The organism is Amycolatopsis thermoflava N1165 (assembly GCF_000473265.1).
GTDB classification, from domain to species: Bacteria; Actinomycetota; Actinomycetes; order Mycobacteriales; family Pseudonocardiaceae; genus Amycolatopsis_E; species Amycolatopsis_E thermoflava.
The window spans coordinates 8482424-8508434 of record NZ_KI421511.1 but is presented as its reverse complement, the minus strand read 5'-3'; the positions used below and the strand labels follow the sequence as shown (position 1 = coordinate 8508434).

General features: G+C 74.0%; 27 protein-coding genes. 10 read left to right on the top strand and 17 right to left on the bottom strand.

Annotated features, from left to right (window positions below; genetic code table 11):
- Window positions 1-35 precede the first annotated feature (35 nt).
- Entirely contained in the window at window positions 36-1010 is a 975-nt protein-coding gene (locus AMYTH_RS0142305) for an SDR family NAD(P)-dependent oxidoreductase (RefSeq protein WP_027935314.1), read from the bottom strand.
- A 132-nt stretch (window positions 1011-1142) separates the two neighbouring features.
- Here AMYTH_RS0142305 and AMYTH_RS50760 point away from each other — a divergent pair, with 132 nt between their 5' ends.
- Window positions 1143-1502, top strand: a complete 360-nt coding sequence (locus AMYTH_RS50760; protein WP_228685203.1) for a hypothetical protein — start codon at window positions 1143-1145, stop codon at window positions 1500-1502.
- Here AMYTH_RS50760 and AMYTH_RS0142295 read toward each other — a convergent pair.
- The 5 genes from AMYTH_RS0142295 to AMYTH_RS0142275 are packed head-to-tail and all read right to left on the bottom strand — an operon-like array spanning window position 1463 to window position 7354.
- Window positions 1463-2830: a tripartite tricarboxylate transporter permease gene (locus AMYTH_RS0142295; protein WP_027935313.1), complete on the bottom strand. Its 1368-nt coding sequence runs from the start codon at window positions 2828-2830 to the stop codon at window positions 1463-1465. The genes AMYTH_RS50760 and AMYTH_RS0142295 overlap by 40 nt on opposite strands.
- Complete coding sequence (locus tag AMYTH_RS0142290) at window positions 2827-3231, bottom strand: hypothetical protein (protein WP_027935312.1); 405 nt, start codon at window positions 3229-3231, stop codon at window positions 2827-2829. Before AMYTH_RS0142290 ends, AMYTH_RS0142295 begins: the two co-directional genes overlap by 4 nt.
- Before the next feature lie 16 nt (window positions 3232-3247).
- Complete coding sequence (locus AMYTH_RS0142285; protein ID WP_027935311.1) at window positions 3248-4168, bottom strand: hydroxymethylglutaryl-CoA lyase; 921 nt, start codon at window positions 4166-4168, stop codon at window positions 3248-3250.
- Window positions 4165-5562, bottom strand: a complete 1398-nt coding sequence (locus tag AMYTH_RS0142280; RefSeq protein ID WP_267283920.1) for a hydroxymethylglutaryl-CoA reductase, degradative — start codon at window positions 5560-5562, stop codon at window positions 4165-4167. The genes AMYTH_RS0142285 and AMYTH_RS0142280 overlap by 4 nt, the downstream gene beginning before the upstream one ends.
- On the bottom strand, window positions 5546-7354 hold the full coding sequence (locus tag AMYTH_RS0142275; RefSeq protein ID WP_027935309.1) for a helix-turn-helix domain-containing protein: 1809 nt from the start codon (window positions 7352-7354) through the stop codon (window positions 5546-5548). The genes AMYTH_RS0142280 and AMYTH_RS0142275 overlap by 17 nt, the downstream gene beginning before the upstream one ends.
- A gap of 454 nt (window positions 7355-7808) precedes the next feature.
- On the opposite strand from AMYTH_RS0142275, the gene AMYTH_RS0142270 reads away from it, so the two are divergent.
- The gene (locus tag AMYTH_RS0142270; protein ID WP_051362988.1) at window positions 7809-8186 is read left to right on the top strand and encodes an STAS domain-containing protein; all 378 of its coding nucleotides are present in this window, start codon (window positions 7809-7811) and stop codon (window positions 8184-8186) included.
- On the opposite strand, the gene AMYTH_RS0142265 is transcribed toward AMYTH_RS0142270, so the two are convergent.
- From AMYTH_RS0142265 to AMYTH_RS0142255, 3 genes are all read right to left on the bottom strand, one after another.
- Entirely contained in the window at window positions 8170-8463 is a 294-nt protein-coding gene (locus AMYTH_RS0142265) for a hypothetical protein (protein ID WP_027935307.1), read from the bottom strand. The two genes, AMYTH_RS0142270 and AMYTH_RS0142265, sit on opposite strands and share 17 nt — an antisense overlap.
- Before the next feature lie 640 nt (window positions 8464-9103).
- Window positions 9104-9517 (bottom strand): hypothetical protein, encoded by a 414-nt coding sequence (locus AMYTH_RS0142260; protein ID WP_027935306.1) that lies wholly within the window; start codon window positions 9515-9517, stop codon window positions 9104-9106.
- Window positions 9518-9519: 2 nt separating this feature from the next.
- Entirely contained in the window at window positions 9520-9813 is a 294-nt protein-coding gene (locus AMYTH_RS0142255) for a helix-turn-helix domain-containing protein (RefSeq protein WP_027935305.1), read from the bottom strand.
- Between the two features lie 122 nt (window positions 9814-9935).
- Here AMYTH_RS0142255 and AMYTH_RS0142250 point away from each other — a divergent pair, with 122 nt between their 5' ends.
- Window positions 9936-10370, top strand: coding sequence for a DUF6292 family protein (locus tag AMYTH_RS0142250; protein WP_027935304.1), 435 nt, complete (start codon window positions 9936-9938; stop codon window positions 10368-10370).
- A gap of 75 nt (window positions 10371-10445) precedes the next feature.
- Window positions 10446-11450 (top strand): LLM class flavin-dependent oxidoreductase, encoded by a 1005-nt coding sequence (locus AMYTH_RS0142245; RefSeq protein ID WP_027935303.1) that lies wholly within the window; start codon window positions 10446-10448, stop codon window positions 11448-11450.
- Between the two features lie 7 nt (window positions 11451-11457).
- On the opposite strand, the gene AMYTH_RS0142240 is transcribed toward AMYTH_RS0142245, so the two are convergent.
- Window positions 11458-12342 (bottom strand): LysR family transcriptional regulator, encoded by an 885-nt coding sequence (locus AMYTH_RS0142240; RefSeq protein WP_027935302.1) that lies wholly within the window; start codon window positions 12340-12342, stop codon window positions 11458-11460.
- Between the two features lie 124 nt (window positions 12343-12466).
- Between AMYTH_RS0142240 and AMYTH_RS0142235 the strand changes: the two genes are divergently transcribed.
- Window positions 12467-13309 (top strand): LLM class flavin-dependent oxidoreductase, encoded by an 843-nt coding sequence (locus AMYTH_RS0142235; protein ID WP_051362987.1) that lies wholly within the window; start codon window positions 12467-12469, stop codon window positions 13307-13309.
- Here AMYTH_RS0142235 and AMYTH_RS49370 read toward each other — a convergent pair.
- Window positions 13297-13470 carry a hypothetical protein gene (locus AMYTH_RS49370; protein WP_157360754.1) on the bottom strand — a complete coding sequence of 58 codons (174 nt, stop codon included), beginning with the start codon at window positions 13468-13470 and terminating at the stop codon, window positions 13297-13299. The genes AMYTH_RS0142235 and AMYTH_RS49370 overlap by 13 nt on opposite strands.
- 111 nt (window positions 13471-13581) lie before the next feature.
- On the opposite strand from AMYTH_RS49370, the gene AMYTH_RS0142225 reads away from it, so the two are divergent.
- On the top strand, window positions 13582-14547 hold the full coding sequence (locus AMYTH_RS0142225) for an AraC family transcriptional regulator (protein WP_037323100.1): 966 nt from the start codon (window positions 13582-13584) through the stop codon (window positions 14545-14547).
- A gap of 314 nt (window positions 14548-14861) precedes the next feature.
- Window positions 14862-16277 carry an MFS transporter gene (locus tag AMYTH_RS0142220; RefSeq protein WP_209440824.1) on the top strand — a complete coding sequence of 472 codons (1416 nt, stop codon included), beginning with the start codon at window positions 14862-14864 and terminating at the stop codon, window positions 16275-16277.
- On the opposite strand, the gene AMYTH_RS0142215 is transcribed toward AMYTH_RS0142220, so the two are convergent.
- Genes AMYTH_RS0142215 through AMYTH_RS0142205 form a run of 3 tightly spaced genes read right to left on the bottom strand, consistent with a single transcriptional unit; the run spans window position 16264 to window position 20112 of the window.
- Window positions 16264-16878, bottom strand: coding sequence for an ABC transporter ATP-binding protein (locus AMYTH_RS0142215; protein WP_027935298.1), 615 nt, complete (start codon window positions 16876-16878; stop codon window positions 16264-16266). The two genes, AMYTH_RS0142220 and AMYTH_RS0142215, sit on opposite strands and share 14 nt — an antisense overlap.
- A complete protein-coding gene (locus tag AMYTH_RS46745) occupies window positions 16872-17549 on the bottom strand; it encodes an ABC transporter ATP-binding protein (RefSeq protein ID WP_037323098.1) in 678 nt (225 codons plus the stop codon). Before AMYTH_RS46745 ends, AMYTH_RS0142215 begins: the two co-directional genes overlap by 7 nt.
- The gene (locus tag AMYTH_RS0142205) at window positions 17536-20112 is read right to left on the bottom strand and encodes an ABC transporter permease (protein ID WP_228685201.1); all 2577 of its coding nucleotides are present in this window, start codon (window positions 20110-20112) and stop codon (window positions 17536-17538) included. The genes AMYTH_RS46745 and AMYTH_RS0142205 overlap by 14 nt, the downstream gene beginning before the upstream one ends.
- 53 nt (window positions 20113-20165) lie before the next feature.
- Between AMYTH_RS0142205 and AMYTH_RS0142200 the strand changes: the two genes are divergently transcribed.
- Window positions 20166-20684, top strand: a complete 519-nt coding sequence (locus AMYTH_RS0142200; protein WP_084022797.1) for an MOSC domain-containing protein — start codon at window positions 20166-20168, stop codon at window positions 20682-20684.
- A gap of 87 nt (window positions 20685-20771) precedes the next feature.
- Here the strand turns inward: AMYTH_RS0142200 and AMYTH_RS47400 are convergent, their stop codons facing one another.
- Window positions 20772-21293, bottom strand: a complete 522-nt coding sequence (locus AMYTH_RS47400) for a MarR family winged helix-turn-helix transcriptional regulator (RefSeq protein WP_157360752.1) — start codon at window positions 21291-21293, stop codon at window positions 20772-20774.
- 5 nt (window positions 21294-21298) lie between these two features.
- On the opposite strand from AMYTH_RS47400, the gene AMYTH_RS0142190 reads away from it, so the two are divergent.
- Window positions 21299-22447: an MFS transporter gene (locus tag AMYTH_RS0142190; protein ID WP_027935294.1), complete on the top strand. Its 1149-nt coding sequence runs from the start codon at window positions 21299-21301 to the stop codon at window positions 22445-22447.
- 140 nt (window positions 22448-22587) lie between these two features.
- Here the strand turns inward: AMYTH_RS0142190 and AMYTH_RS0142185 are convergent, their stop codons facing one another.
- Together AMYTH_RS0142185 and AMYTH_RS0142180 are read right to left on the bottom strand one after the other, a co-directional pair.
- Window positions 22588-23451 carry an SAM-dependent methyltransferase gene (locus tag AMYTH_RS0142185; protein ID WP_027935293.1) on the bottom strand — a complete coding sequence of 288 codons (864 nt, stop codon included), beginning with the start codon at window positions 23449-23451 and terminating at the stop codon, window positions 22588-22590.
- 404 nt (window positions 23452-23855) lie between these two features.
- Window positions 23856-25025 (bottom strand): alpha/beta fold hydrolase, encoded by a 1170-nt coding sequence (locus AMYTH_RS0142180; protein ID WP_228685199.1) that lies wholly within the window; start codon window positions 25023-25025, stop codon window positions 23856-23858.
- Between the two features lie 106 nt (window positions 25026-25131).
- Here AMYTH_RS0142180 and AMYTH_RS46735 point away from each other — a divergent pair, with 106 nt between their 5' ends.
- Window positions 25132-25959: a methyltransferase domain-containing protein gene (locus AMYTH_RS46735; protein WP_037323093.1), complete on the top strand. Its 828-nt coding sequence runs from the start codon at window positions 25132-25134 to the stop codon at window positions 25957-25959.
- Window positions 25960-26011 lie beyond the last annotated feature (52 nt).

Genomic DNA, 26011 nt, shown 5'->3' with positions numbered 1-26011 from the left:
GGCCGTCGACGGGGCGGCCGGGCCCCGGGTTCCACCTACGCGAACGCGTTGACCCCGGTCAGCTCCGCGGACAGCGCCCACAGCCGCGCGGCCTGCTCCCGGTCGGTGGCGTAGTCGCGGACGCCGAGGAACATCGCCGGGCGGCCCGGGCCGGACGGGAGCGGCTCCCCCGAGGCCGGCTCGGCGATGTCGCAGTCCTCGCAGTACACGCCGCCCATCCCGGCCAGTGCCGGGGAAGTCGCGGCCCACACCTGCGTCGCGGCGCCCTGCTCGGGGGTCTTGAACCAGTCGGCGACCGGGGTGCCGTTCTCGTCGACCCAGCCGTTCGCGATCTGCTCCGCCAGCGGGATGTGCCGTTGCAGCGGGGTCAGGATGCTGCCCGGGTGCACCGAGAACGCCCGCACGCCCGACGGCTCCCCCAGCTCGTCCAGGTGCACCGCGAACAACGCGTTCGCGGTCTTGGCCTGACCGTAGGCCTGCCACTTGTCGTAACCGCGCTCGAACCACATGTCGTCCCAGCGGATGCCGGAGAAGTGGTGGCCGCGCGAGGACACCGACACGATCCGCGCGCCCGGCGCGATCGCCGGCCACAGGCGGTTCACCAGCGCGAAGTGGCCGAGGTGGTTGGTCGCGAACTGGGCCTCCCAGCCGGGGCCGACACGTGTTTCCGGGCAGGCCATGATCGCGGCGCTGTTGATCACGATGTCGACGCGCCGCCCGGACGAGGTGAACCGCCCGGCGAAGTCCCGCACGCTGTCCAGGTCGCCCAGGTCCAGCTCGTCGACCTCGGCCAGGTCGCCCAGCGCGGCCTTGGCCGTGTCCGGCCGCCGGGCCGGGACGACGACGTGCGCGCCCGCGCCGGCCAGCGCGCGGGTGGTCTCCAGGCCGAGGCCGGAGTAGCCGCCGGTGACGATCGCGAGCCTGCTGGAGAGGTCGATCCCGCGCAGGACCTCCGCGGCGGTGGTCGACGCGCCGAAGCCGGATCCGATGGGGTGCTGTGCCGTGGTCATGGCGCCGACGCTAGGTGCTGGAGCGCGCTCCAGGTCAAACCTGCTCCGGGGACTTGACTGAATCTACAGTGCGAGCTACACATATGACTGTCAGCGGTGTGGACGCAGGACCTCCCCCGGGAGTGATTCGCGATGCCGGACGTGCTGGAGCAGCTCGGGTTCGCCGACCTGGTGTGCGACGACCCGGACTGGCTGCGGGACGAGTTCACCGCGATCATCGAAGCCAACTTCGGCGAAACCTCGCCCCCGCGGTCCGAACCGCCCCGGATGCCGCTCCCGGAGCCTGCCGGGCGCCCGGCCCGCGCCGCACGGACCTCCCAGCTCTGGCGACGCCAGCGCTCGCCTCCGCGCTCGGGAAAACCGTTGGTCCGCGACGAAAGGAGGGACGACACCCGGAACATCCGCGATCTCTTCCTGAGCCCCGCCGCCCCTGCGGCGGGGCGTTCCACATCTCAGCCGAGCACGATGGGCACCAGCAGCACGGCGACGTAGTAGGCCATGAACTGCACGCCGGAGGTCATGCCGAGCAGCCGGTTCGCCAGTCCGCCGACCGCGCCGACCGTCAGGCTCACCGCGAGCGCGAGCGGCCCGCCCTCGTACCAGGCCACCACGGCAATCAGCGCGACGAACGCGCCGATCAGCGCCTCGTGGCTGATCCGTCGCGCGACCCAGCCGCTGGCGGCCCGCGCGTAGCGCATCGCGAACGGGTACACGACCAGCCCGGCGATGACGACGCCGAGCAGGCTGAACACCAGGAACTGCCACGAGCTGAGCAGGGTGTGCAGGTTGTGCACGCCCCCGTCCGCGCCCTTGACCGTGTAGACCGGCGGCGCGTTGAACAACGCGGCAGCGGGACCCGCGGCGACCGGGCTCAGCGGCAGGCCGAACGCGACGAGCGGGATGAGCGTCTCGGCCAGGTAGGTCGACTCCGTGGTGCCGTTCTTGACCGCCATCAGGGTGGTCAGCCTGCGGTACGGGTGCTTGATCCTGGACCCGGTGATCTCGCCGGCGAGCACGGTCGCGGCGACCGGGCTGAGCATGAATGTGGTCGAGGTGACCCCGGCCGCGGCGGCCGTCGCCGCCGTCTGCCTGCCGTCCAGGATCCGCAGCGGGTTGGGGATCCACCGCCGCCCGGTGCCGCCGTCCGGCGCGAGCCAGAACGGGCGCGGCCCGGTGCGTTCCAGGGTGCGCCGCCCGCTGCGGGACGACGTGATCAGCAGGTCCACCACGAGCGGCCCGATCGCGATGCCGAGGAAGAAGCTGATCGACAGGCTCTTGTCGAGCTGGTCGGTGGCGACCGTGTTGAGCCCGGTGACCAGCAGCGCGAACGGCACGATCGCGGCGACGCTGGCCCACCGGCCCGGCGAGAAGTAGCCGACGAAGATCGCGGCGGCGCCGAACACGAACGGCGCCACCGTCTTGATCGGACCGGCCAGCGGGGCGAGCAGGGACGCGACGCCGACCGCGACCGGAACCGCGATCAGGGCGGCGACGAGCCCGCCCGCCAGTGCCTTGCGCAGCGCGATGTGCGGGGCGCCGAGGCGGCGCAGCGCGGTGGCGTCGTCGAGCAGCGGCACCGCGGTCGTGTCGCCCGGGATGCCCAGCAGCGTGGTGGGGATCGCGTGGGTCATGTGCTTGCTGACGGCTCCGGCGATGAAGAACGTCAGCACCCCGGCCGGCGGGACGCCGAGCAGCACGACGAGCAGCGTGACCGGCGCGAGGGTGGACGTCTCGTCGGTGCCGGAGACCAGTCCGATCGCCGCGAAGACGACCGCGCCGAGCAGGCCCATGCCCAGGGCCCACAGCAGGTCCGGGGTCATGCCCGCACCTCCTGGGCGGTCTCCCGGACCAGGCCGAGCTCGGCCATTTCGGCCCGCACGCGCGGCGGCAGCTCGGCGAAGGCCTCGGCGGTGCCGCCCATGCGCTCCAGTTCGGCGATGGCGGCCTCCCGGTCCGCGGCCTGCTCGGCGCCGAACGTCCGCTTCGGACGGAACAGCCGGGCGCACACGGCGGCGGCGAGCACGCACGCGGCGAGCCCGGCCAGCAGTGCGTAGCCGCCGGCCAGTGACGGCGTGTCGACCAGTGCCCCGAACAGCGCCTTCGCGCCGAGGAAGACCGGCAGGCCGGCGGCCACGCAGATCACGATGGACGCGGCCAGGTGCCGCAGGTCGACGGCGTCGTTCCAGACGACGACGTAGGGCTTCTCGTCGTTGAGTGCCAAGGCTTTCTCCGTTGGGTCAGGCGCCGGTGAGCGCGCGCAGGGTGCGGGATGGGCTGGGCCGTCCCAGGTGCCCGGCGAGCCAGGCGCTGGTTTCGGCGAGTTTGGTCAGGTCGACACCGGTGTGGATGCCGAGCCCGTCGAGCTGCCACAGCAGGTCCTCGGTGGCGAGGTTGCCGGTGGCGCTCTTGGCGAACGGACAGCCGCCGAGGCCGCCCGCCGACGCGTCGACGGTGGTGACGCCGCGCTGCAGGGCGGCGAGGGTGTTCGCCAGCGCCTGCCCGTAGGTGTCATGGAAGTGCACCGCGATCCGCCCGAGCGGGACACCCGCGGCGACGAGCCCGTCGAGCAGTGCGAAGACCCGGCCGGGCGTGGCGACGCCGATCGTGTCGCCGAGGCTCAGTTCGGTGCAGCCCAGGTTGAACAGCCGGGTGGCGACCGCGATCACCTGGGACAGCGGGACTTCGCCCTGCCACGGGTCGCCCCAGCACATCGACAGGTAGCCGCGCACGTTCAGCCCGGCCTCGCGGGCCCGGGCCACAACCGGCGCGAACACCTCCAGCGACTCGCCGACGGACCGGTTGAGGTTGGCCCTGGCGAAGCCTTCGGTGGCCGAGGCGAACACCGCGATGTCGGTGACGCCGAGGTCCAGTGCCCGCGCCAGCCCGCGCTGGTTGGGCACCAGCACCGGGTAGCGCACGCCGGGACGGCGGTCGAGGCGGCGCAGGACCTCCTCGGCGTCCGCCAGCTGCGGCACCCGGTCCGGGCGGACCAGGCTGGTCGTCTCGATGACGGTGTGCCCGGCGTCGGCGAGCCGTTCCACCAGCTCGACCTTCACCGCGGCGGGCACGAGCGCGGACTCGTTCTGCAGCCCGTCGCGCGGGCCCACTTCCCAGATCGTCACCGCGGACGGCAGCCCGGGCAGCCGGTCGACGGTCATGACCTGCTCTTCGCCCGCAGCTCGGCGAGGATCTTCTCGGCGTGGTCGGCGCGGACCTTGCGGTCGGCGACCAGCCGCGCGACGACCGCGGGCACCTCCGCGGGGGTGGCGCCGACGGTGGTGGCGATGTTGCGGGCGTGCAGCGACATGTGCCCGCGCTGGATGCCCTCGGTGGCCAGCGCCCGCACCGCGGCGAAGTTCTGCGCGAGCCCGACCGCGGTGATGATCTCCGCCAGCTCGGCGGCGGTCCGCACGCCGAGCAGGGCGACCGCGGCCTGCGCCACCGGGTGCACCCGGGTGGCGCCGCCGACGAGCCCGACCGGCATCGGCAGTTCCAGCGTGCCGACCACGTTGCCGTCGGCGTCCTTTTCGAAGCGGGACAACGAGGTGTACCGCCCGGAATCGGCTACCGCGTGCGAGTGGGCGCCCGCCTCCACCGCGCGGGTGTCGTTGCCGGTGGCGAGCACGACCGCGCTGATGCCGTTCATGATGCCCTTGTTGTGGGTCGCGGCGCGGTAGGGATCGGCCTCCGCGAGCGCGGCGGCGTGCACGATGTCGTCCACCACCGCGGGCCCACCGAGGGTTTCGGCGTCGAACACCGCGCGGGCCCGGGACAGCCGCAGATCGGCCTTGTTGGTCAGGATCCGCAGCAGCGGACGGCCGCCGGCGATCTCCCCGGCGCGTGCGGCGACCGCCTCGGCCATGGTGTTCACGGCGTTGGCGCCCATCGCGTCGCGGACGTCGACCTGCAGGTGCGCCACCACGTAGGTGCCGGCGCGGGAGTGCACCAGCCGCACCGCGACGTCCCGGACGCCGCCGCCGAACTCGACGAGCTTCTCGTCCTGGGCGTTGGCCAGTTCGATCAGCTCGTCGCGGGCCTCCAGCAGGCGGACGCGGCCGGCCTCGGGGTCGCTGACGCCGACGATCTGCACCTGCGCCTGCATGATCGGCGCGGTCGAGGAGGTGCGGAACCCGCCGTGCACGCGCGCGATCTTGGCGGCGTTGCTCGCGGCGGCGACCACCGAGGCCTCCTCGGTGGCCATCGGCACCAGCACGTCGGCGCCGTTGACCACGAAGTTCGTCGCCACCCCGAGCGGCACGCCGAGGATGCCGACGACGTTCTCGATCATGTGGTCGGCCGCGCCCGCGTCGAGCCCCCGCGCGGGGTCGAACGCCGCGATCCGGGCCGGGTCGAGCCCGGCCGCCTCGGCGATCGACTTGCGCCGGGCCTCGACGGGGAGGTCCCGAAGTCCCTGGATACGACTGGTGCGCGCCATAGCGCCCCTTCCACTTCCGTGTGGCTGCGTGACGACCCAGGACGCTAGCTCCGCGTCCGGACAGCGGGAATGGACCGAGCGTCCATTCCGTGCGGTCTGGCTATGGGCGTTCAGCAAGGCGGGCGAGCCGGACGGCGACGGTGAGCCGGAAGAGCCGGTCGGGCTCCTGCCAGCCCTCCCCCAGCAGCTCGCCGGCGCGTTCCAGCCGCTGCAGCACGGTGTTCTTGTGGACGTGCAGGGCGCGGCCGGTGGCGACCGGGCTCATCCGGTTGTCCAGGTAGGCGGCGAGGGTGGGCAGCAGGGTGCCGGCGTGCTCGGCGTCCCAGTCCAGGACCGGTCCGAGGACCCGGCGCACGAACGCGGCGACGCGCTCCTCGCCGGGCCCGAACAGCGCCGTGTAGGGCAGGTACTCGTCGGTGGTCACGGCCGCGTCGGACAGGCCGAGCGCGGGCAGGACACGCACGCACGCGGCGGCCTGTTCCACGGGTTCGCGCAGGTCGTCCCCGCCGACGGTGCCCACGGCCAGCACCGGGGCGGCCAGTGACCGCGAGACGGCGGCATGCGCGGTCCGCGCCGCGGCGGCGGGGTCCTCGCCCGCGGTCAGGACGACGACGTGCTCCGCGTGCTCGCCGATCAGGTCACCCGTGCCACGCAGGGCGCGGGCGGCCTGGCGGCGCAGGTCGGCCGGGACCGCGACGACCACGAGCGAGCGCAGGGCCGCCAGCCGGATTCCGCGGGCGCGGGCCCGCGCGGCGGCGCCCGCGCGGCGGTCCGCGTCGGCCGAGAGCAGGTCGGCGAGCAGGTCCCCGCGCACGCGCTGCTCCGCCTCGGCCATGGCGTCCTGCTTGAGGCTGAGCAGGGCGGTGATCTGCGCGGCGCGCTCGGCGGTGCGGAACTCGACGGGCCCGAACTCGACGGCACCCTGCTCCAGCAGCAGCGCGCCGAGCAGCGTCGGCCCCGCCACGACAGCGACCGCGAACGTCCCCTCGCCCGCCGGGACGCACCGCCCACTGCGCCGGCTCTGCTCGACGGCCGCCCGCACGCCGCCGTCCAGGTGGCCGGTGTCGAGCAGCGTGACGCGGCAGCGCAGCGCGCGGCCGAGCGCCCCGGCCACCTCGGTCGCGTCGCCGCCCTGGAGGACGAGCGCGGTGAGGTCGCCGTGCACCTCGCTCGCGCGTTCCATCGCCTCCACGTGCCGGGCCAGCTCGCCGTAGGCGCGGCGGGTTTCCTCGGCGGCGGCGTTGGCGCGCGCCAGCAGCCGGGCGGTCTGCAGCACGACGGCCGCGTGGTCGGCGAACGCGGACAGCAGCGAGATCTCCTCCGGGGAGAACGCGTGCTCGACGCGGTTGGCGGCGAACAGCACCCCGATGACCTCGTCCCCGGCCAGCAGCGGGACCCCGAGCAGCGAGACCAGGCCCTCCGCGGCGACGGTCTCGTCGATGCGGTCGTCGTGCGGCGCCTGGGTCATCGCGTCGTACCGCGCGGTCCAGCACGGGCGGCGGCTTTCGACCACCTGGCTGGCCAGGCCCATCCCCGGCGGCACGCGGAGCCCGGGGAACGACGGCGCGACCGTGCCGAGCGTGGTGCGCACCCGCAGCTCCCGGCTGCCGACGTCGAACTCCGACAGGTAGGTGACGTCGGTGCCGACGAGGTCGTGGGCCCGTTCCACCAGCCGGGCCAGCAGCTCGTCAACGTCGCGCAGCTCGGCCAGCTCCCTGGCGGAGGAGAACAGGGCGGCGAGCTCCTGCCCGCGGCGGCGAAGGCGATCCGAGGTCGCGCGCAGGCGCCGGATGCCGGACGTGATCCGCTCGGCGTCGGCGGCGTCGAGGCCGTCCAGCAGCGGCGTGACGTCGGTGTCCTGCTCGGCGGCTTCGAGAAGGCCGACGACGGCGGCGACGGGCAGGCTCATGCATTCACCTCGTGGACCGGACGACCACCCTGGGGCGGTGGCGGGTGGGCCTACGGTACATGCGCCTCATGGTGCGCCGGCGGTGCTCCGGCACGGCGGGCACGCCGAGGTTGCCGAAGAACCACTCGAACGTCGCCGCCCGGGCCAGTCCCCCGCGAACGGCGGCACCGGGTGCGCCGCGTCCGCGCGGCCGGAGTCCGCTTTGGACTCGGCACCGGGGTCGCTCGACCATTACGACCAGGGTGCGGTGATTTCCTTCCTGCACACGCATGTCGCCGGGCAAGTGCGCCCGGATTCGCTTGCCTGGCAAGGAAATCGGCGTCGTCGGCCGCGGCTCGCACGAATGGCGGGTGGAGTTACCCCGTTGATCGCGCGGCAAACGCGGTCGCGCGCCGATCGCACGGCGGTGTAAATGGCTGCTGCCGGATCGCGGATTCTTATGCATGATGGGCGAATGGCACCACCCAGCGACCGCCCGCGGACGGAACCCGCGCCTGCGCACGCCATGACGGTTTCGGCCGAGCACCGGGGACGGGACGTCGTGCTCACCGCGACGGGCGAACTGGACATCGCGACGCTGCCCAAGCTGCGCGGGCTGATCCGGCTCGCGCTCGTGGATCGGCCGCGCCTGCTGGTGCTGGACCTGTCGGAACTGCGGTTCATCAGCTCCAGCGGGCTGGGCCTGCTGGCGGGCACGCACCGCGAGGCAGCGCCCGCGGAGTTGCGGGTGGTGGCGGGAACGGCGGTGCGGCGGGTCATGGCGTTCACGGACCTGCTGGAGTTCCTGAACGTCTACAGCACGATGGAGGAGGCGCTCACGGACGCGGGTTGACGCGCACCCAGCGGCGGGCGCCGGACCGCCCGCCCGCGGCGGCCACGCAGCGCCGGCAGGGCACGATCCGGTGCGCCGACGTGTCCGCGAGCCAGAGCGTGTCGATCCAGAGCACGTGGGGGAAGCGGCCGAGGCGGGTGCGGTGCAGCGAGAGGCCGCAGAGGGTCTGGTTCGTGCCAGGCAGCCAGGCGTGGGCGTCCGCGCCCGGCTGGCGCACGCCGTCCTCGTCGGTCCACGTGCTGGAAGCCGCCGTGGCGGGCGGCGCTTTCGTCGCCATCGGCTGGAGCTACCCGCGCTGGAAGCGGATCAACCCGGTCGGGCGGACGCCGACGGCGGCGGCACCTGCGACTGCGCACCTGATCGGCGCACGTCCTCCGCGCCAGCGCAGGTGCTGAACGCCGCCGCGGCGGGCTGCACATCAGCTGGCCCCACCCCCGGCGGGCACGGATCAACCCCAACGTCGCGGTAGCTCCACGCCGACCACCTCCGGCACCGCAACCGGCGCGGCTCGGTGCAGGTGCTGGAAGCCGTCGCGGCGCGCCTTCCTGAACATTCACAGGCCCCCCGGGCCCACGCGGATCAACCGCCCAGCCCCGCGGCGGCCAACTCCGGCTCCGCGCCAGCGCATGCCCTCTGTTGCCGGCGCACGCCCTCTGCGCCGGTGCCGGTGCTGAAGGTCGCCGTGAGGGGCGGCGTTTCCCGCGCCGGTCCAGGTGCCGAAAGCAGCGGCGGGCGGCCTTCCTCGCCCACCGGCGGCGGATCAACCACCCGGTCGGGCTGACGCCGACGGCGGCGGCACCTGCGACTGCGCACGTGATCGGCGCACGTCCTCCGCACCGCCGCCTTGGCTTGCCGCGCTTTCCTCGCCCGCCGCTGGACCTACCCCAGCGGAAGCAGAGCCACCCACGGCGGCCGGCTCAGACGCCGACCACCTCGGGCACCTCCGCCTGCGCCTGCGGTTCCGCGGCAGCCGGGATATCCGCGTCGAACCGGCTGAACTCGAACCGCACGTCGCTGCGGTCGGGGCCGCACGGGACGGCCGTGATAATCCCCGCGGTGTCCACCGCCGCCAGCTGGGCCAGCAGCCGCGCCAGGCGGTCCGGCGCGCCGGCCACCTCCTGGTCCGTCTGCACCAGCGTGCGGTGCAGGTTCGTCAGCCCCCAGCCGTCGGCGCTCCCGCTGCCCGTCGGCACCGGCAGCGCCACCGTCAGCAGCCAGCGCCCCGGCTTGCCGGACAGGGACGGCGTGCGGTGGTTGGAGATCCCGATGACCTGATCGGCCCGGACCAGCCCGTCGCCAGGGGTGCGGATCCAGACGTTCTCCAGCGCCATCCTCAATCCTCCCGTTCGGTCTCCGTGGACTCGGTCTGCTCGCCCAGCCTGCGCCGCAGATCCGCGTTCTCGGCGCGCGACGCGGCCAGCTCGTCCTCCAGCCGGACGATCCGCTCCGCGGCCGCCAGGGTCATCCCGTCGTCGAACAGCTCGCGGACCCGAGCGGCCAGCCGCAGCTGGCGGCGCGAGTAGCGGCGGTGGCCGCCGGACGAGCGGTGCGCCTGGACGACTTCGGCGGCGTCGAGGCTGCGCAGGAACGCAGGCTGCACGTCCAGCGCGTCTGCCGCCTGCCCCATCGTCCAGGCGGGGTAGTCCTCGTCATCCAGCTTGTCTACAGCCACTTGGAGAGTCTATCTGCTTCGCTCGATTGACTCAATCTCCAGTCTTGACTATAGATATTTTCGGGAGGTGAGAGCAGGTGTTCCCGAACCCGGGTCTCGACCCGCAGAGCAAACCGGCGCGGGGCCTGCGCCGGTACATCGGACTGGTCGAGGAGGAACTCGGCCTGAGCGGGCACGGCTCATTCGTGCAACTGGACGCGCCGCTGAGCGCCTACCTCGCGATCGACGGGCACGTGCCCGCGTTCCCGGACCGCGACGTGGCCCTGCTGTGGGACGAGCGCTACGGCTGGTCACTGGCGGTGGAGGCCCGCTGCGGCGAGGACCTGCTGGTGCTGGCCTACCTGGGCGGCCAGGTGGCGCCCGCGCCGCGGGTGGTGGCCGCCTTCGTGCGCCGCGCGCTGGCCGGTGAGGCGGCGGGCACGCCGGAGCCGGAGGTGCTCCCGGCGCCCGATCTGCACGACGAGCTGGGCGCGTACGCGCCGGTGGCCGAGGAGCTGCTCGCCGCGGGGTAGCTCCGGCATGTGGGACGACCGCCGTCCGCCCGGGGTCCGGTGCCAGAATCGTGATCACGGACCCCGGGAGGACGCGTGTCACGACTGCTGCGGAAGCTGGGCTTCCTCACCATCGGCCTGTTCGAGGAGGCCGACCCGCGCGCCGGCCACGAGAGCACGCTGGAGATCATCGAGCTGGGCGAGCAGCTCGGCTTCGACAGCGCCTGGGTGCGGCACCGGCACCTGCAGTTCGGCATCTCCTCGCCGGTCGCGGTCCTCGCGGCCGCCTCGCAGCGCACGCGGCGCATCGAGCTGGGCACCGCGGTCATCCCGATGGGCTGGGAGAACCCGCTCCGCCTCGCCGAGGACCTCGCCACCGTCGACATCCTCTCCGGGGGCCGCCTCAACCCGGGCCTGTCGGTCGGCCCGCCGATGCACTGGGACCAGGTCAAGGACGCGCTCTACCCGGACACCGCGGACGCCGAGGACTTCAGCCACCAGCGCGTCCGCCGTCTCCTGGACGCGGTCCGCGGCGAGCCCGTCACCGATTTCCGCGGCACCGAGGGCTTCGAGGTCTTCTCCGACCGCGTCCAGCCGCACTCCCCCGGCCTCGGCCGCCGCCTCTGGTACGGCGCGGGCAGCCTCGGCTCGGCGCGCTGGGCGGGCGAGAACGGGATGAACCTGCTGACCAGCAGCGTCGTCAAGGCCGAGGAGTCGGAGGACTTCGCCGAGACCCAGCTCTCCCACATCCGGGCTTTCCGCGCCCACCACCCGGACGGCGACCGCGCCCGCGTGTCGCAGGGCCTGGTGGTCATCCCCACCGACTCGGCCACCGCCGCGCAGCGCGCGAAGTACGCCGAGTACGCCGCCAAGCGCACGCCGCGGACCACCGCTCCGCAGGGCCCGGCGCGGATGATGTTCGCCCCCGACCTGGTCGGCACGTCCGCCGAGATCGCCGGACGGCTGCACGCGCACGCCGCGTTCCGGGAGGTCGACGAGGTCGCCTTCGCGCTGCCGTTCACCTTCGAGCACGCCGACTACGTGCAGATCCTGACCGACATCGCGACCAAGCTCGGGCCGGAACTCGGCTGGTCCGCGTGATGCGTGTTCACGCGCCGGTGAGCTGAGCCTGCGCGATCCTGCGGAACGCGGCGACGAGACGGCTCCGGTCGTCCGCACGAGTGGCGAGCACGACGTGGCTCGGTTCGACGTCCTCCAGCGGGACCGTGGTGAGGTCCGGGCGCAGGCCCGTCAGCCCGGCGCTTGCCGGCACGATGGCGATCGCCTGCCCGCCGGCGACCAGCTCGACCTTGTCCTCGACCGCGCCGATCACCGGCCCGTCCGGCGCCGGCCTGCCGCCGGGCCGCGGGTCGACCCGCCAGAAGGCGTTCCACTCCGCGTCACCCGGCACGCGCGGCAGCGGTTCGTCGGCGATGTCGTCGAGCCGCACCGACTCCTTGCCCGCCAGCCGGTGGTCGCGCGACAGCAACAACACCCGCGGCTCGTCGTGGAGAACGGTGACGTGCAGCCCGCCGGTGGGGAACGGCAGCCGCGCCACGGCCGCGTCCACCCGGTGGTCGAGCAGCGCCGCGGGCACCTCGTGCCAGCCCACGTGCCGGGTGCGCACCTCTGCCTCCGGATGACGGCGCCGCATCTCGCGCACGGCCGGCGTGACGAGGATGTTCACGGCGTGACCGATGGTGATCCGGGCGGGCCGGGCGGCGGCGCGGGTGCGGCCGGCTGCGCGGGCGGCCGAGCGCAGCAGGTCCTTCGCCAGCGGCAGGAAGACCTCGCCGGCCTCGGTGAGCCGGGTGCCGCGCGGGCTGCGGTCCAGCAGGCGGGCGCCCAGCTGCCGTTCGAGGCCGCGGATCTGGCGGCTCAGCGAGGGCTGGGTGATGTGCAGGTCCGCCGCGGCGCGACCGAAGTGGCCGTGCTCGGCCACGGCCACGAAGTACCGCACCAGTCGCAGGTCCAGGTCGGCGTGCTCGGCCATCGTCCCAAGCTACCTGCGGTGATGCCCGGATCGCATCGCCGGATGCGGAACAGGCGTTGGACCGGCCGCCGGCGACGGCAGCACGGTGGGAGCAACGGTCACCTGTTCGCAAGGAGTGGTTTTCGTGCAGATCCCATCGCTGGGCCGGGTCGGGGTGTACCTGCCGGTCCCGTTCACCGATCCGCCCGCGCCGCGGGAGCTGCCCGCGGCCGCCGTCCGGCTGGCCGACGCCGGCTACGGCACGATCTGGACCAACGAGTTCCCCGGCAAGGACGCGCTGGTGCAACTGGCCGTGCTGCTGGAGGCCACCGAGCGGGTTGTGTTCGGGACCGGTGTCGCCAACATCTGGACCCGGGACGCGCGGACGGCCGCGGCCGCCGCGGAGTTCCTGCACCGGGCCCACCCTGGGCGGCTCGTGCTCGGGCTGGGCGTCGGCTACCCGCAGCAGGCGGCTGACACCGGTCGCGAGTACGGCGACCCGCTGGCCACGATGCGCGACTACGTGGACCGGATGGGCCCTGCGGAGTACCCGCGCATCCTGGCGGCCAACGGCCCGAAGATGCTGGCGCTGGCGGGGGAGCTGGCCGACGGCGCGATGCCCGCCATGCTGCCGCCCGAAGCGACCGCGCTGGCCCGGCGCGTGCTCGGCCCGGGCAAGCTGCTGGTCGCCGGGCTGGCCGTGATGCCCGGCGCGAGCCGAGCGGAGGCCGTCGCGCGGGTGACGGGCACGCTCGGGCAGCCGTGGTTCGCCCGCGCCGTCGCGCGGGCCGGATATCCCGCGGACGCGGACCACCTGGTGGACGCGTTCGTGGCGTACGGCGAACCGGACGCGATCGCGGTGAAGGTGCGGGAGCACTTGGCCGCAGGCGCGGACCACGTCGCGCTGCTGCCCCAGTCCGGGAGCGACTTCGCCACCGACGTGGAGGTGCTGGCGCGGCTCGCGCCCGCGGCCGGTCAGCCCGTCTGATCGCGGGCACACGCGGCGTCCGCGGGGGAGCCGTCGTCGGCGTGGACGGCTTCCCGCACCCGCAGGGTCATCCGGGACGTCGACTCGACGACGGTCTTCACCGCGACCACGTCCCGGCACCGCCGGCACGGCTCCTCCCGCCGCTCGAAGACCACCGCCACGCCGTCGATCGAAACCCGGGCGCGCGGTCACGGCTATCCGTTTCCGGCACGAATTCCATCCGCTTGCGGCGCGGGGCACACTGGTGGGTGGTGCCGGCAAGGAGGTCCGCCGTGGGCAACGGACACGTCACCTTCACCACCAGCGATCCGGACGAGGCGCGGGACATGCTCACCCGGCTGTACCTGCCCCTCGAACTGCTGCCGGAGCGGGGCGAACTGGCGATGCGGCTGGACGCGACGGCGCACACCGCGCTGACGATCGGGTTGATCAGCTTCGGGCCGCGGATCCGGGTGCGGTGCCCGCCGAACGCGCACTACCACGTCGTGCTCCCGCTGGCGGGTCGGGCGCGGTACCACTCCGGCGACGGGCCGGCGGTGGTCAGCGAGCCCGGGACGGCGACGGTGTTCGCGCCGGAGGCGCCCGCGGAGCTGGACTGGGCGCCCGGGACCGAGCAGCTGTGCGTGATGCTCGACGGGCGGGAGGTCGAGCGCGAACTGCGGCAGCTCCTCGGCCGCGACGTGGGCCCGCGGCTGGCCTTCGCCGCGCGGATGGACCTGAGCCGCGGCCCGGCGCGCACCTGGGTCGAGGCGCTCATGCTGCTGACCCGGGCCGCGCGGCAGGAGAGCGAACTGCTGAGCCATCCGCTCGCGGCGCGCCGGCTGGAGCAGATCGTGTTCGACGCGCTGCTGACCGGGCAGCCGCACAACTACAGCGACCAGCTGACCACCGGGGCCGCCTCGCCCGGCCGGTCGGCCGTGCGCTGCGCGGTGGACCTGGTGCAGGCCTACCCGGACCGGGAGTGGACCACCGGGCGGCTCGCCGCCGCGGTGTCGGTGTCGGCGCGCGCGCTGACCAACGGGTTCCGCGCGGAGACCGGGATGACGCCGATGGCGTACCTGCAGAACGTGCGGCTGGACCGGGCGCACCAGGACCTGCTGGACACGGACCCGTCCCGGACGACCGTCACGCACGTCGCGGGCCGCTGGGGATTCACCCACCTCGGCCGGTTCGCGGCCGCTTACCGGGCCCGGTACGAGGAGCCGCCGTCCCGCACCCTCCGGCGCCGCACGTGGTGAGTGACCTTGCGACGACCGGGATCGCCCTGCGGTGACGGCTGCGCGGTTCGCGGCACCGGGGGCGGTGGCCTCCCCCGCTGGCGGCTGCGCGATTCGCGGCACCGGGCGGCGATGGCCTCCAGCGGCGGCGGCCGTGCGCGGGCGCGCCGCCGCAGCGGTCCGGCCGCCCCACCCACCTGGCCGTCGCGATCATCGGCGCCGCTGATGGCGCCCCTCAGCACAAGTGATTTCCCCTCCGGCCGGGCAGCGCCGAGACTTCCACGACAGTGATGCCGGTCAGCGGAGACCGGCACGCGAGTCCCCCGGAGAAGCCCGTGCCGGACCGTGTCCTGCCCTCCTCGCCCGGCCCCGCCGCCGGCAAAACCCCAAGCCCCACCGCCGACAACGCCCCACGCCTCGCCGTCAGCAAAACCCCAAGCCCCACCGCCGACAACGCCCCACGCCTCGCCGTCAGCAAAACCCCAAGCCCCACCGCCGGCAACGCCCCAAGCCCCACCGCCGACAACACCCCACGCCTCACCGTCAGCAAAACCCCAGACCCCACCGCCGACAACACCCCAGACCCCGCCGCCGGGATCGCCCTCGACCCCGCCACCGGGCGGCCCGCCGGGCGCGCTCAGGCTCTCGTCCTGCTGTTCGCCAGCTGTCTGTCCGTCCTGGGCTCGGTCCTGCTCGCCCCCGTGCTGCCCAGCATCCAGCAGGCGTTCGCAGGCACGCCCGGCGTCGCGGCGCTCACCCCGGTCCTGCTGACCGTGCCCGCGCTCGTCATCGGTCTCACCGCGACCGTCGCCGGGCGGATCGTGGATCGCTTGGGCCGCAAGCGTCTCCTGGTCGGCGCGCTCGTCGTCTACGCGGTCGTCGGCACCGCGCCGCTGTGGCTGGGCTCCCTGCACCTCATCCTGGTCAGCCGGGTCCTCGTCGGCCTGACCGAGGCCGCCGTCATGACCTGCTGCACCACGCTGCTCGCCGACTACTTCGCAGGCCCGCGACGCAACCACTACTTCGGACTGCAGACCGTGTTCACCGCCGTGGCCGCGACCATTTTCCTCGCCGTCGGCGGCCTGCTCGGCGCGCACAGCTGGCGGACCCCGTTCTGGCTGTACGCGGTGAGCCTGCCGCTGGCGTTCCTCGCCGCGCGCCACATCTGGCAGCCCCGGCGGACCACCGCCGCCGCGCTGCCGCCGCTGCCGTGGCGCCGCCTCCTCACGCCGGTCGGGGTCACGCTCATCGGCGGCCTGGTGTTCTACGTGCTGATCGTCGAACTGTCCTATGTACTCGACGGGATCGGCGTGAAGTCCAGCAGCACCATCGGTTTCGTGAGCGCGACCGCCTCGCTGGCCACGGCCGTCGCGGCGTGGTCGTTCGCGAAGGTGGCGCGGTTCGGGCCGCGGGTGACCATCCCGGCCGCGTTCGTCCTTTCCGGACTCGGCCTCCTCGGGCTGGGCCTCGCCGAGTCGCTGCCGGTCGCGGTCGCCGGCGCCGTGGTGGCCGGCCTGGGCAACGGGTTGCTGCTGCCTGCCCTGCTGACCTGGGCGCTGGGGTCGCTGACGTTCGAGCAGCGCGGCCGCGGCACCGGTGTGTGGACCTCGGCGTTGTTCATCGGCCAGTTCGTGTGCCCGCTGGTGGTTCTGGGGCTGTCGGGTGTCCTCACCGGACTGTCCTCGGCGCTGCTGGTGGTCGGCGCGGTCGCGGTGCTCGTCGCGGTCGGGACGCGCTTCATCCGCGCGTGACTGCCCCGGCGCCGAGCCGGATCTCCCGGTCCGCGCGGGAGACCACGGCCGGGTCGTGGCTGGCGATCAGCACCGCCGCACCCCGGTCGGCCGCCGCCCGCAGCAGGCCGAGCACGAGCTGGGCCCGGCGGTGGTCCTGGTGCGAGGTGGGCTCGTCGGCGATCACCAGCGCCGGGGAGGCGACCAGCGCCCTGGCCACCGCCGCCCGCTGCTGCTCGCCGCGGGACACCTCGCCGGGGCGCCGCTCGGCGAGGTGTCCCAGCTCCAGCGCCTCGAGCAGCTCCCAGCCACCGGCACTGCCGCGGGCCAGCGCGAGGTTGTCGGCGAGCGTGAGCTCCTCGAACAGGCTGATCGACTGCGGCACGAACCCCAGGTCCTGCCACGACATCCGCTCCACCGGCAGGTCCGGCAGCGGCGGGTGCGGCACCACCTCGCCGCCGTCCGGGGTCTCCCACCCGCCGGCGATCATCAGCAGCGTGCTCTTGCCCGACCCGGACGGCCCGGTCAGCACGACCAGCTCCCCCGCCGCGAGTTCGACGTCCACGGGCCGCAGCGCCGGCGTGCCGCCGTAGCTCTTGCGCACCCCGCGCAGGCTCAGCACGAGACCTCCCCCAGCCTGCCGTCCACCAGCTCCACCACCCGGTCCGCCACCCGGCTCACCTCCGGATCGTGCGTGGCGAGCAGGATCGCCTGCCCGCGGTCGGCCAGCAGCCGCAACGCCTCCACGACCCGCCCGGCGGAGTCGCGGTCCAGCTGCGCCGTCGGCTCGTCGGCGATCACCACCGCCGGTTCGCCCGCCGCGGCGAAGGCCAGCGCCACCCGCTGCTGCTCCCCGCCGGACAGCCGCCAGGGCACTTGACCGGTGCGGTGCCCCAGGCCCAGCACCCCGACCAGCTCGGCGCTCGTGTCCCGGCCACGCAGGCGGGCCGCGAGCGCCAGGTGCTCGGCGACGGTGAGGTAGTCGAGCAGGTTGTCCGCCGGGTCCTGGAACACGTAGCCGACCCGGGTGCGGCGCACCGCCCGCCGGGCCCTCGCGGACAACGCGGTGACCTCGGTGCCGTCTATCCACACGCGACCGTTCTCCGGCCGTTCCAGGCAGGCCAGGATCTTCAGCAGCGTCGACTTGCCGGAGCCGGACGGCCCGACCACCGCCGTGATCGCCCCGCGCGGCACGGTCAACGCCACCCCGGACAAGGCGTGCACGGTCTCGCCCCGTGTCGGGTAGTCGTACGTGACGTCTTCACACCACAGCGCCGGTTCATCGCGCGTCACGCAGCACCTCCGCCGGCCGGGCGCGGGACACCGCGCGTTGTGCCGCGCCCGCCGCCAGCGCGGTGGTGACCGCCGCCGCGGCCGCCAGCCCGGCGACCAAGCCCCACGGCGGGGTCAGCAGCGTGCCGGGCAGGGTCGAGGGGTTGACGTCGTAGGCCTCGGCGGTGAGGCCGACCGCCACCACGGCGAGCACGAGTCCCGCGGCGAACCCGGCCAGCAACAGCCCGCCCACCTCGAAACACAGCGCCCGCCAGTGGTCGGCAGGCGTCACCGACATCCGTCGCAAGAGGACATACGCGCTCCGCCGCGCGCGGGCCTTCGCCGTCAGGTAGAGCAGCAACCCGACCACGATGATCGCCCCGCACAGCAGCGACACCGCGGCGAGGAAGCCGAACGTGTAGGTGATCGGCGAGTACACCCCGGCCGCGGTCACGTTCGCCGCCTCGGCGTAGGTGCGCACCGGCAGCCCGGATGCCGCGGCCAGGATCTCGTCCGGGTCCCCGCGCACCCACAGCTGCGGCCGGGTCACCAGACCGAGCCCGTCCAGGACGTCCTGGCGCACCACGAGCAGCGGGTTGCCCGACTTCTTGCCCGGCAGCTGGGGCACCGCCACCACGGTCAGCGGCACGCTGCGCCCTCCGATGTCCACTGTGGATGTCCCGTGCGCGCGGTTCAGGCCGGCCAGCAACGCGATCGGCTCCCCGCGCGCGAGCCGTCCGAGCAGCTCGTCCAGCGACGGGCCGGGCAGCGCGGGATCCCAGAACGCGGCCCTGCCGAACGTCGCCGGGTCGACACCGAGCACCTCGACCGTGCTGCCGGCGACCCGGGCGTTGCCGTAGACGGACACCAGGCTCGCCCGGTCCGCGAGCGCGGGCGGCACCGGCGCGCGGGTCTCCAGCGAGAACACCACGTCCGTGCCGACGATCAGCTGGCCCTCCGCGTGCAGGGTGCGGTCCACCGAGCCGGTCACCGACGCGCCGTACACGGCGAGCGCGACCGGAACCGCGGTCGCGCCGGTCAGCATGGCCGCCGCCACCGGCCCGGCCAGGACCCGGCGGCCGGCCAGGAACCAGCCGGGGCGCTGTGGACCACCGCGGGCCCGTGCCCGAGACAGCACCCAGCGCACGGCCCGCGCCGCCGCGATCGCGAGGGCGATCACCAGCAGGATCGGTGCCACCACCAGCCGGGGCGGCACGCGCGCCACGGTGCCGACCGCTCCGCCCGCCCCCGCCTGGACCTCGTCGCCGAGCAGGAACCAGCTCGCCACGGCCGCCGCCAGCGGCACGAGCTCCCACGGCACCCACCGCGCGCGGCGCGCCCGCACCGGCGGCACGTCGAACAGGTGCGCCGCCCGTCGCGCGGCGACCAGCGCGACCGCGCCGAGCGTCACCAGGAACGCGCCTCCGACAGCCCAGATCGAGCCGTGCACCGCGGCCGGTGTGAACAGGCCGCTCGGACCCGCCGAGGCGACCAGGGCCCGCGCCGCGAACCACCCGCCGACCCCTCCGGCGGCGACGACGAGCGCGACTTCGAGCACGGCCTTGCCGGCGAGCGCGGCCGGGCCGACGCCGCGCGCGGACAACACGGTCAGCTCGGCCCGGCGCCGGTCCACCCAGAACCCGCCCGCCGCTCCGGCCACGACGAGCCCGGCGAGCGTGGCGGCCGCGGCGAGGGGCACGACCGTGCCGGTGAGCGCGCGGACGACAAGGTTCGCGCGGTCGGTCATCGCGGGCAGGTTCGAGACGAACTGGACCTGGTCGGGATACCGGTCAACGGCGTGGTTGGTGTCGTCGCGCAGCCGTTGCAGGCCGTCCAGGACGGGCACGGCGTTCGCGGTGGTGAGGCCGTCCGCGTCGAGCGGCAGTTCGATCGTGGCGCCGATCCGGACGCCGCTGCCTCCCGCCGCGCCGAGAAAGTCCTCCCGCGACAGGAGCGCGAGCGGGTAGATCGGGGTCTCGCCGAGCGGTTTGCCGCGGTACAGCTCGGTGAGGCTGCACCAGTACGGCTGGTCGGGGTCGGACCGCAGGTCCCGGTACACCGCCGCGACGGGCATGGTCACGGTGCGGCCGGCCGTGGTGACCGGGACGCGGTCACCGGCGCGGATCCCCTTCTCCGCGGCGAACCCGTCGGGCAGCCAGACGCCGGGGCCGCGGCCGCCGTCGAGGATCCGCACGTGGTCGGCGAACCCGGTGCGGGCGACCAGGTTCACCTTGTTGCGGCCCAGCTCGCCCTGCTGGAAGAGCGTAGTCACCGGTGCGGACAGCCGTGGCACGTGGCCGCCCTCGGTCGTGAGGGCCCGCTCGCGCGCGTCGAGCAGCGTCGCCCCGGCCGGATTGTCCAGGCGCAGCGCCGAACTCACGTACGCGCCGGTGTAAGCCGGGCAGGCGTCGGCGACCTGGCTCTGCAGGGCGGCGTTGCCCGCGGCGGACAGGAACAACGCGGCCGCGGCCGCGGGCAGCGCGACGAGGAACGCCGCAGCCGCCACGGCCACCGCGACAGCGGGCCGGCGCAGCAACATCCACGGCGCGCGCGACCACGGCGACGGCAACCCCCAGTGGTTCACCCGCGCAGTCTCGCACGGCCGGTGCGCGCGGTCGATCAACTATTCTGGCTCGAGTGCGTGTCGAGATCGTCGCGCTCGTCGTGTCGCCGGTACACGCCTACGCGGGCCGCCCGGCCGACGGGCCCCGCCCCGAGCCGGGTCCGGTGGAGCGCGAGTCGGTGACGGTGCGCGCGGGACTGGGGCTGGTCGGGGACCGGTACTTCAACCGTCCGGCGCATCGGGAAGCGGCGGTCACCGTGTTCGCGGCCGAGGCGCTCGACGCCCTCGGTTTGACCTCGCCCGATCCGGTGCGAGCCCGGCGGAACATCGTGTTGCGTGGCTTCGACGTCGACACGCTCGCCCGCACGCGGACGGCTCCTGGGGCGGTGTTCAGCCTCGACAGCGGCGCGGGTGCCGTGCGGTTCCAGGCGCACCGGCCGGCGCACCCGTGCGCGTGGATGGACGTCGCGTTCGCGCCCGGCGCGTTCCGCGGGCTGCGTGGCCACGGCGGGGTCCGGTGCGTCCCCCTCGACGACGGCGTCCTCCGGGTCGGCGCGGCCGAACTGCGGATCCTCACGGAGCGAACGGAATGAAGCCGGCCTCCAGCGGGTGACCCCCGAGAGATCGCACACCGGTTGTATACAACGTGAATGACGGCCAGCGCGAACTCCGTCCGCCGGTCATCCCCCTTCCGAACAGCACTTCCGCCACCCGTCGTGGACCGGGCATTCCTGACACGCCGCGCGGTCACACAGGCGGCACAGCTCGGCCAATGTCTGCTCGCTGCGGGCCTCCGGGCCGAGCAGCGCCTCCGCCACCCCGGCGAGCTGCGCGCGCTGCGCGCCCGACAAGCGCTCCACCAGGCGGTCGAGCACGACCTGCCGCGCGGCCAGCGCATCCGCGGCCCGGCGCTCGCCCTCGGGGGTGAGCCTCAGCGGGTGCCTGCGGCCTTCGCTTTCGCGGGTGATCCAGCCCTGCTCGGTCAGCCGCCGGACCAGGTGCGCCGTGCCGGGCTGGGAGATGTGCAGGACCCCGGCGAGCCAGTCCGCGGTCCGGCCCGACTGGTCCTTGATCGCGATCAGCGCCTCCCCCAGCGCTCCACCGGCGCCGACGGCCTCGGTGACCGCGTCCCGCACCGCGCCGGCCACCAGCAGCGACATCGCGCCAAGCAGGTTTGCGCTCCGCCGTTCCTGCTCATTCATAAGTTGTGAATGTACGCGCCCTCGTCCTGATCGGCTGCCTGAACCTCGCCCAGCTGCCCATCGCGATGCGGCCGCTGCTGGTCACGCTGGCCGGCGTCGAGGCCGCCGGCAGTTTCACCACGGCGGGCCTGGCAGGTGCGGCCGCGGCAGTCGGCACCGCGGTCGCCGCACCGCTGTGGGCTCGTGCGCTGCCGGTCTCGGGCGACCGGCGGATCCTCGTGGTGTCCGGCGCGTTGTTCACCGCGGCCCAGCTCGCGCTCGCCGCGACGCACGGGCCGGCCCTGTTCATCGGGCTCGCCGCGGTGTCGGGGCTGGCCACCCCGCCGGTGTCGGCGAGCCTGCGGGCCATGCTCCCCCGCCTTGCGAGACCCCAGTTGACCAGGGCGTACGCGGTCAACTCGATCGCGCTGGAAACGATTTACATCGGCGGGCCGCTGTGGGTGAGCGGCTGGGCGACGCTGGCCGGGCCGGCCGCGGCGCTGGCCGCCACGACACTGACCGGCGCCGCGGGGCTGGTCGTCGGGGTCGTGCTGGTGCCCGTGTTCGAGCGTGGCCGCCCGCGACGCGGTGGCCTGCTGAGCGATCCCGCGGTGCACACCCTCGGGGCGGCCTACCTCGCCTACTGGGTGTGCATGGGGGCGATGTGGGTGCTGGTGCCGGCGTTCGCCGAGCACACGGGCGCCGCCGGGCAGTCGGGGTTGCTGGTCGCGGTGTGGTCGGCGGGCAGCCTCGCGGGCGGGGTGGCGCTGGCGGCCCGCCCGCCGCGTGGCGCTCAGCGGAACACCTACATCGCGCTGCTGGGCGCGCTCGCGCTGACGTCGCTCGCGCTGGCGCTACCGGGCAGCGTCGCGGTGATGGCCGTGGTCATCGCCGTGTTCGGGCTGGCGCTCGCGCCGTGGCTCGCCGTGCACGACCAGCTCGTGGCCGCCGTCGGTGAGGACCGCAGCGGCGAGCTGTACGGGTGGCTGACGACGCTGGGCCAGATCGGCAGTGCGGCGGGCGCCGCGCTGGCCGGGCCGGTCGGCGACCGCTACGGCGGGGGCCCGGCGTTCCTCCTGGTCAGCGGCGCGCTGGCGATCGCGCTCGCAGTGGCCGCGACGCGGCGGGGCACTCTGCCGGACGGAGCTTCGCCGGTGACCACTAACGGAAGCTGAAGACGACGACGCGCGAGCCGGCCGTCAACCGGCCGACTCGTGCGGCGCACCTGATCCTGGGCGGTGCGAGGCCCGGCCGAAGTTGGAAACCCCTGGCCCCAGGGTGCGCACCCGACGGCAACCGGGCGCGGTGGGGAGTGTCAGACCTTCCGGCCGACCCCGGCCCACACCACCGAGTCGTTGGGCTCGTCGAACTCGATCTGCGGCGCGTTTTCGCCGTTCTCCTCCGGGTGCCACAGTGGCGTCCAGGTCGCGCCGGGCTCCACCATCTCCAGGTCGCCGAACAACGCTTCGATCTCGCGGCGCGGCCGCCAGATCACCGGGGTCGCCGTGGCGTCGTACATCTTGCCGAACTCGGCCATCTCCCTGGCGCGGCTCTCCGGCACCCCGTCGGCCGTGCCGTGCGAGAGCACCAGGTACGAGCCGGGCGCGAGCAGCTCCCGGTAGCGCGCCACCGCGGCCGGGCCGATGTCCGTGCCGTCCGGGCCGGGCTGGGTGACGTGCAGGACCGCGATCAGCATCAGCGCGACCGGCTTCGAGAAGTCGATGACGCCCTTGTCGGCGATCTTGTTCCACAGCAGGTCCGGGTCGCGCAGGTCGGCCTGGATCACCGCGTGCCGCCCGAGGTCGCCCTCCTTCTCCAGCAACATCTGCGAGTGCGCGACGGCCACCGGCTCGTTGTCGATGTAGACCACGCGGGTGGTGGTGTCCAGCTCGTCGGCGACCTGGTGCGTGCTGCCCATCGTGGGCACGCCCGAGCCGATGTCGATGAACTGCCGGACACCCTGTTTGACCAGGTAGCGCACGGCCCGGTGCAGGAACAGCCGGTTCGACTTCGCGGCGGGGCGCACGAACGGGAACCGCTCCAGCGCCTTTTCCGCGAACACGCGGTCGACCGCGTAGTTGGCCTTGCCGCCGAGGTAGTAGTCGTACACCCGGGCCACGTTCGGGTGGTCCAGGTCGACGCCTTCCATCGGGAACTGCTCGAACCGGGACTTCGCCATTCCTGCCTGCTTTCCGCCTGCGGAGATCAACGGGGATAGCGCGAATACTAGCGGTCCCCGGGAAGCCGCGGCCGGGAACCGGCCATCCCACCCGATTCGCGCCGATTCCGCAGGTAGCGCCCGCCGCGGGGCTCCCCCGATCAGGTGGTCCCGCTGCACCGTCTCCGCGCACCGGGCGCACTCGGCCGCGAGCAGGGCCGACTCCGGAGGCGGCGGGGCCGGGTCAGCGGGCCACCGATTGCCGCGGAAAGCGCTTTCCCCAACGACCTGCGGGAGCTCCCAGCAATTGGTCCGGTTTGGACAGAGGTGGTCCATCGGCCGTGGTGGTCACCGCGTGGCGCCGCACGTGCCCGGCGAACGTGGGCCAGTTGGCCGACAGATCGCCGCTGTCCGGCACCGCGTTGTCAGCTGCCGAGGAAGGCGTCCAGTTCGTCGAGGAATTCCGGCCACGCGGGCTCGTGCTCGGTGAGGATGTGGTTGCGGCTGTCCAGGAAGCACAGCCTGCTGTCCGGGATCAGCGCGGCCAGCTCCTGGGCCTGCGCCTTCGGCACGCGCAGGTCGCCGCGGGAGTGCAGGATCAGCGTCGGGCAGCGCACCGACGGCGCGATCGCGGACACGTCGATGTGGGCGAAGACGTCCAGGAAGCGCACCACGTTGTCGTTGGAGGTGGTGGCGCGCTGCAGGTCGTTGAACGCGTCCCACAGCTCGCGGCTCGCGTCCGGGAGGAACTGGCTGGCGAACACCTGGCGGAACGTCGGATCGTCGTGGCGCCAGCCGATCCGGCCCAGGACGAGGTCGAGTTCGGCCTCCTCCTTCGACTCGGGGGTGGCGGCGCGGGCGAACCGGCCGCGGCTGTAGGCGCCGGCGAGGACGAGCCGGGACACGCGCTCCGGGTGCCGCACGGCGTAGGCGATCGCCACCGCGCCGCCCTGCGAGATGCCGAGCAGCGGGAACCGGTCCAGCCCCACCCCGTCGACGACCAGCTCCAGGTCGTCGACCCAGTCGTCGAACCGGAACCCGCCGATGTCCCAGTCGGACAGTCCGCAGCCGCGCTCGTCGTAGCGCACCAGGGTGTGCCGCCGGGCGAGGCCGTCGAGCCAGTGCGCCCAGATCGGGCTCGTCCACTCCAGGTCGAGGTGGGTCAGCCAGTTGGCCGCCTTGACCAGCGGCGGCCCGCACCCGGACAACGCGTAGGCGACGCGGACGCCGTCCGGCGAGCGGCAGTAGCGGATCTGTTGCTGCGCACGGGTGCGCGGCGGAACACCGCCGTTCTCCCGGACCTCGGCGACGAAGCGGTACCCGACGCCGTGCACGGTCGCGACGATGCGCTGCCGCTCACCGCTGTCGCCGATCGCGCGGCGCAGCGCCTTGACGCGGCTGGTGAGTGCCGATTCGCTGACGTGCCGGTAGCCCCACACCGAGTCGAGCAGCTCGGTCTTGCCCACGACGCGGTCGCGGTGCCGGATCAGGTGCGTCAGCAGGGCGAACACCTGCGGCTCGACGTGGACCGGCTCCCCTCGGCGGCGCAGCTCGAACCGCTGGGGGTCGACCTCGCAGTCCTCGAACTCGTACACCACGGCCCCCTCGCCACGGAATCTCCACATCATCCCCACGATTCCGCCAAGCCACCAGCCCCTCCCGGGGGTCACCCTGGGCGGAACAACTGGCAGGGAGGACGCCATGACCACCACCGAGACCCCGTACCTGCTCGGCAACGAGCCCGACGAGCTGCGCCGCCTGGAGGAGCAGGCCACCGCGCTGGCGCCCGCGACACGAGCGATCCTGGGCCTGGCCGGGATCGAGCCCGGCATGCGGGTGCTGGACCTGGGAACCGGCGCGGGGGACGTGGCCTTCGAGCTGTCCCGGCTGGTCGGGCCGTCCGGGTCCGTCGTCGGGATCGACCAGTCGTCGAAGGCGCTGCGCTGGGCGGCGAGCCGGTGCGAGGCACAGGGGCTTCGCAACGTCTCGTTCGTGCACGACGACCTGCACGAGATGCGGCTGACCGGCCAGGTGGACGCGGTGGTCGGGCGGCTGGTGCTGCTGTACACGCCGGATCCGGCCGCGGTGCTGCGGAAGTTCGCCGGGTACGTGCGGCCAGGCGGGGTCGTGGTGTCGATGGAGTACGAGATGAGCGTCGCCGGGCTGCTGCCCGCCACGCCGCTGAGCGAGCGGGTGACGCACTGGATCATGGCGGCGTTCGCCCGGTCCGGCCTCGACCCGAGCCTGGGCGCGCGGCTGGGCACGGTGTTCGCGGACGCGGGCCTGACCGGTGCGACGGTGCTGGGGCTGCAGGGGTACCGCCCGCCGGGCGACCCGACCGGCAGCCGGATGGCGGAGGGCATCATCCGGACCCTGCTGCCCGTGCTGGCGCGGACCGGGCTGGCCACGCCGGAGGAGGTCGGCATCGACACGCTCGGGCAGCGCTTCTTCGAGGACCACGTGCACAGCGGGGCGACCTTCCGGCCGCCGACGCTGGTCGGGGGCTGGGCGCGGGTCGCGGGAGGCTGACCGCCCCGGGGCGACGGCCGCCGGGGGTGCCGGGTGCTGGGGGCAGCACCCG

Bases quoted from the DNA above. Each gene is read 5' to 3' on its own strand.
- AMYTH_RS0142260 (WP_027935306.1), bottom strand. From the start codon at position 9,517: ATGGCGCTGGAGAACGTCTGGATCCGCACCCCTGGCGACGGGCTGGTC.
- AMYTH_RS0142255 (WP_027935305.1), bottom strand. From the start codon at position 9,813: ATGGGGCAGGCGGCAGACGCGCTGGACGTGCAGCCTGCGTTCCTGCGC.
- AMYTH_RS0142265 (WP_027935307.1), bottom strand. From the start codon at position 8,463: ATGGCGACGAAAGCGCCGCCCGCCACGGCGGCTTCCAGCACGTGGACC.
- AMYTH_RS0142305 (WP_027935314.1), bottom strand. From the start codon at position 1,010: ATGACCACGGCACAGCACCCCATCGGATCCGGCTTCGGCGCGTCGACC.
- AMYTH_RS47400 (WP_157360752.1), bottom strand. From the start codon at position 21,293: ATGAATGAGCAGGAACGGCGGAGCGCAAACCTGCTTGGCGCGATGTCG.
- AMYTH_RS0142185 (WP_027935293.1), bottom strand. From the start codon at position 23,451: ATGGCGAAGTCCCGGTTCGAGCAGTTCCCGATGGAAGGCGTCGACCTG.
- AMYTH_RS0142270 (WP_051362988.1), top strand. From the start codon at position 7,809: ATGGCACCACCCAGCGACCGCCCGCGGACGGAACCCGCGCCTGCGCAC.
- AMYTH_RS0142275 (WP_027935309.1), bottom strand. From the start codon at position 7,354: ATGAGCCTGCCCGTCGCCGCCGTCGTCGGCCTTCTCGAAGCCGCCGAG.
- AMYTH_RS46735 (WP_037323093.1), top strand. From the start codon at position 25,132: ATGACCACCACCGAGACCCCGTACCTGCTCGGCAACGAGCCCGACGAG.
- AMYTH_RS50760 (WP_228685203.1), top strand. From the start codon at position 1,143: ATGCCGGACGTGCTGGAGCAGCTCGGGTTCGCCGACCTGGTGTGCGAC.
- AMYTH_RS0142240 (WP_027935302.1), bottom strand. From the start codon at position 12,342: ATGGCCGAGCACGCCGACCTGGACCTGCGACTGGTGCGGTACTTCGTG.
- AMYTH_RS0142285 (WP_027935311.1), bottom strand. From the start codon at position 4,168: ATGACCGTCGACCGGCTGCCCGGGCTGCCGTCCGCGGTGACGATCTGG.
- AMYTH_RS0142295 (WP_027935313.1), bottom strand. From the start codon at position 2,830: ATGACCCCGGACCTGCTGTGGGCCCTGGGCATGGGCCTGCTCGGCGCG.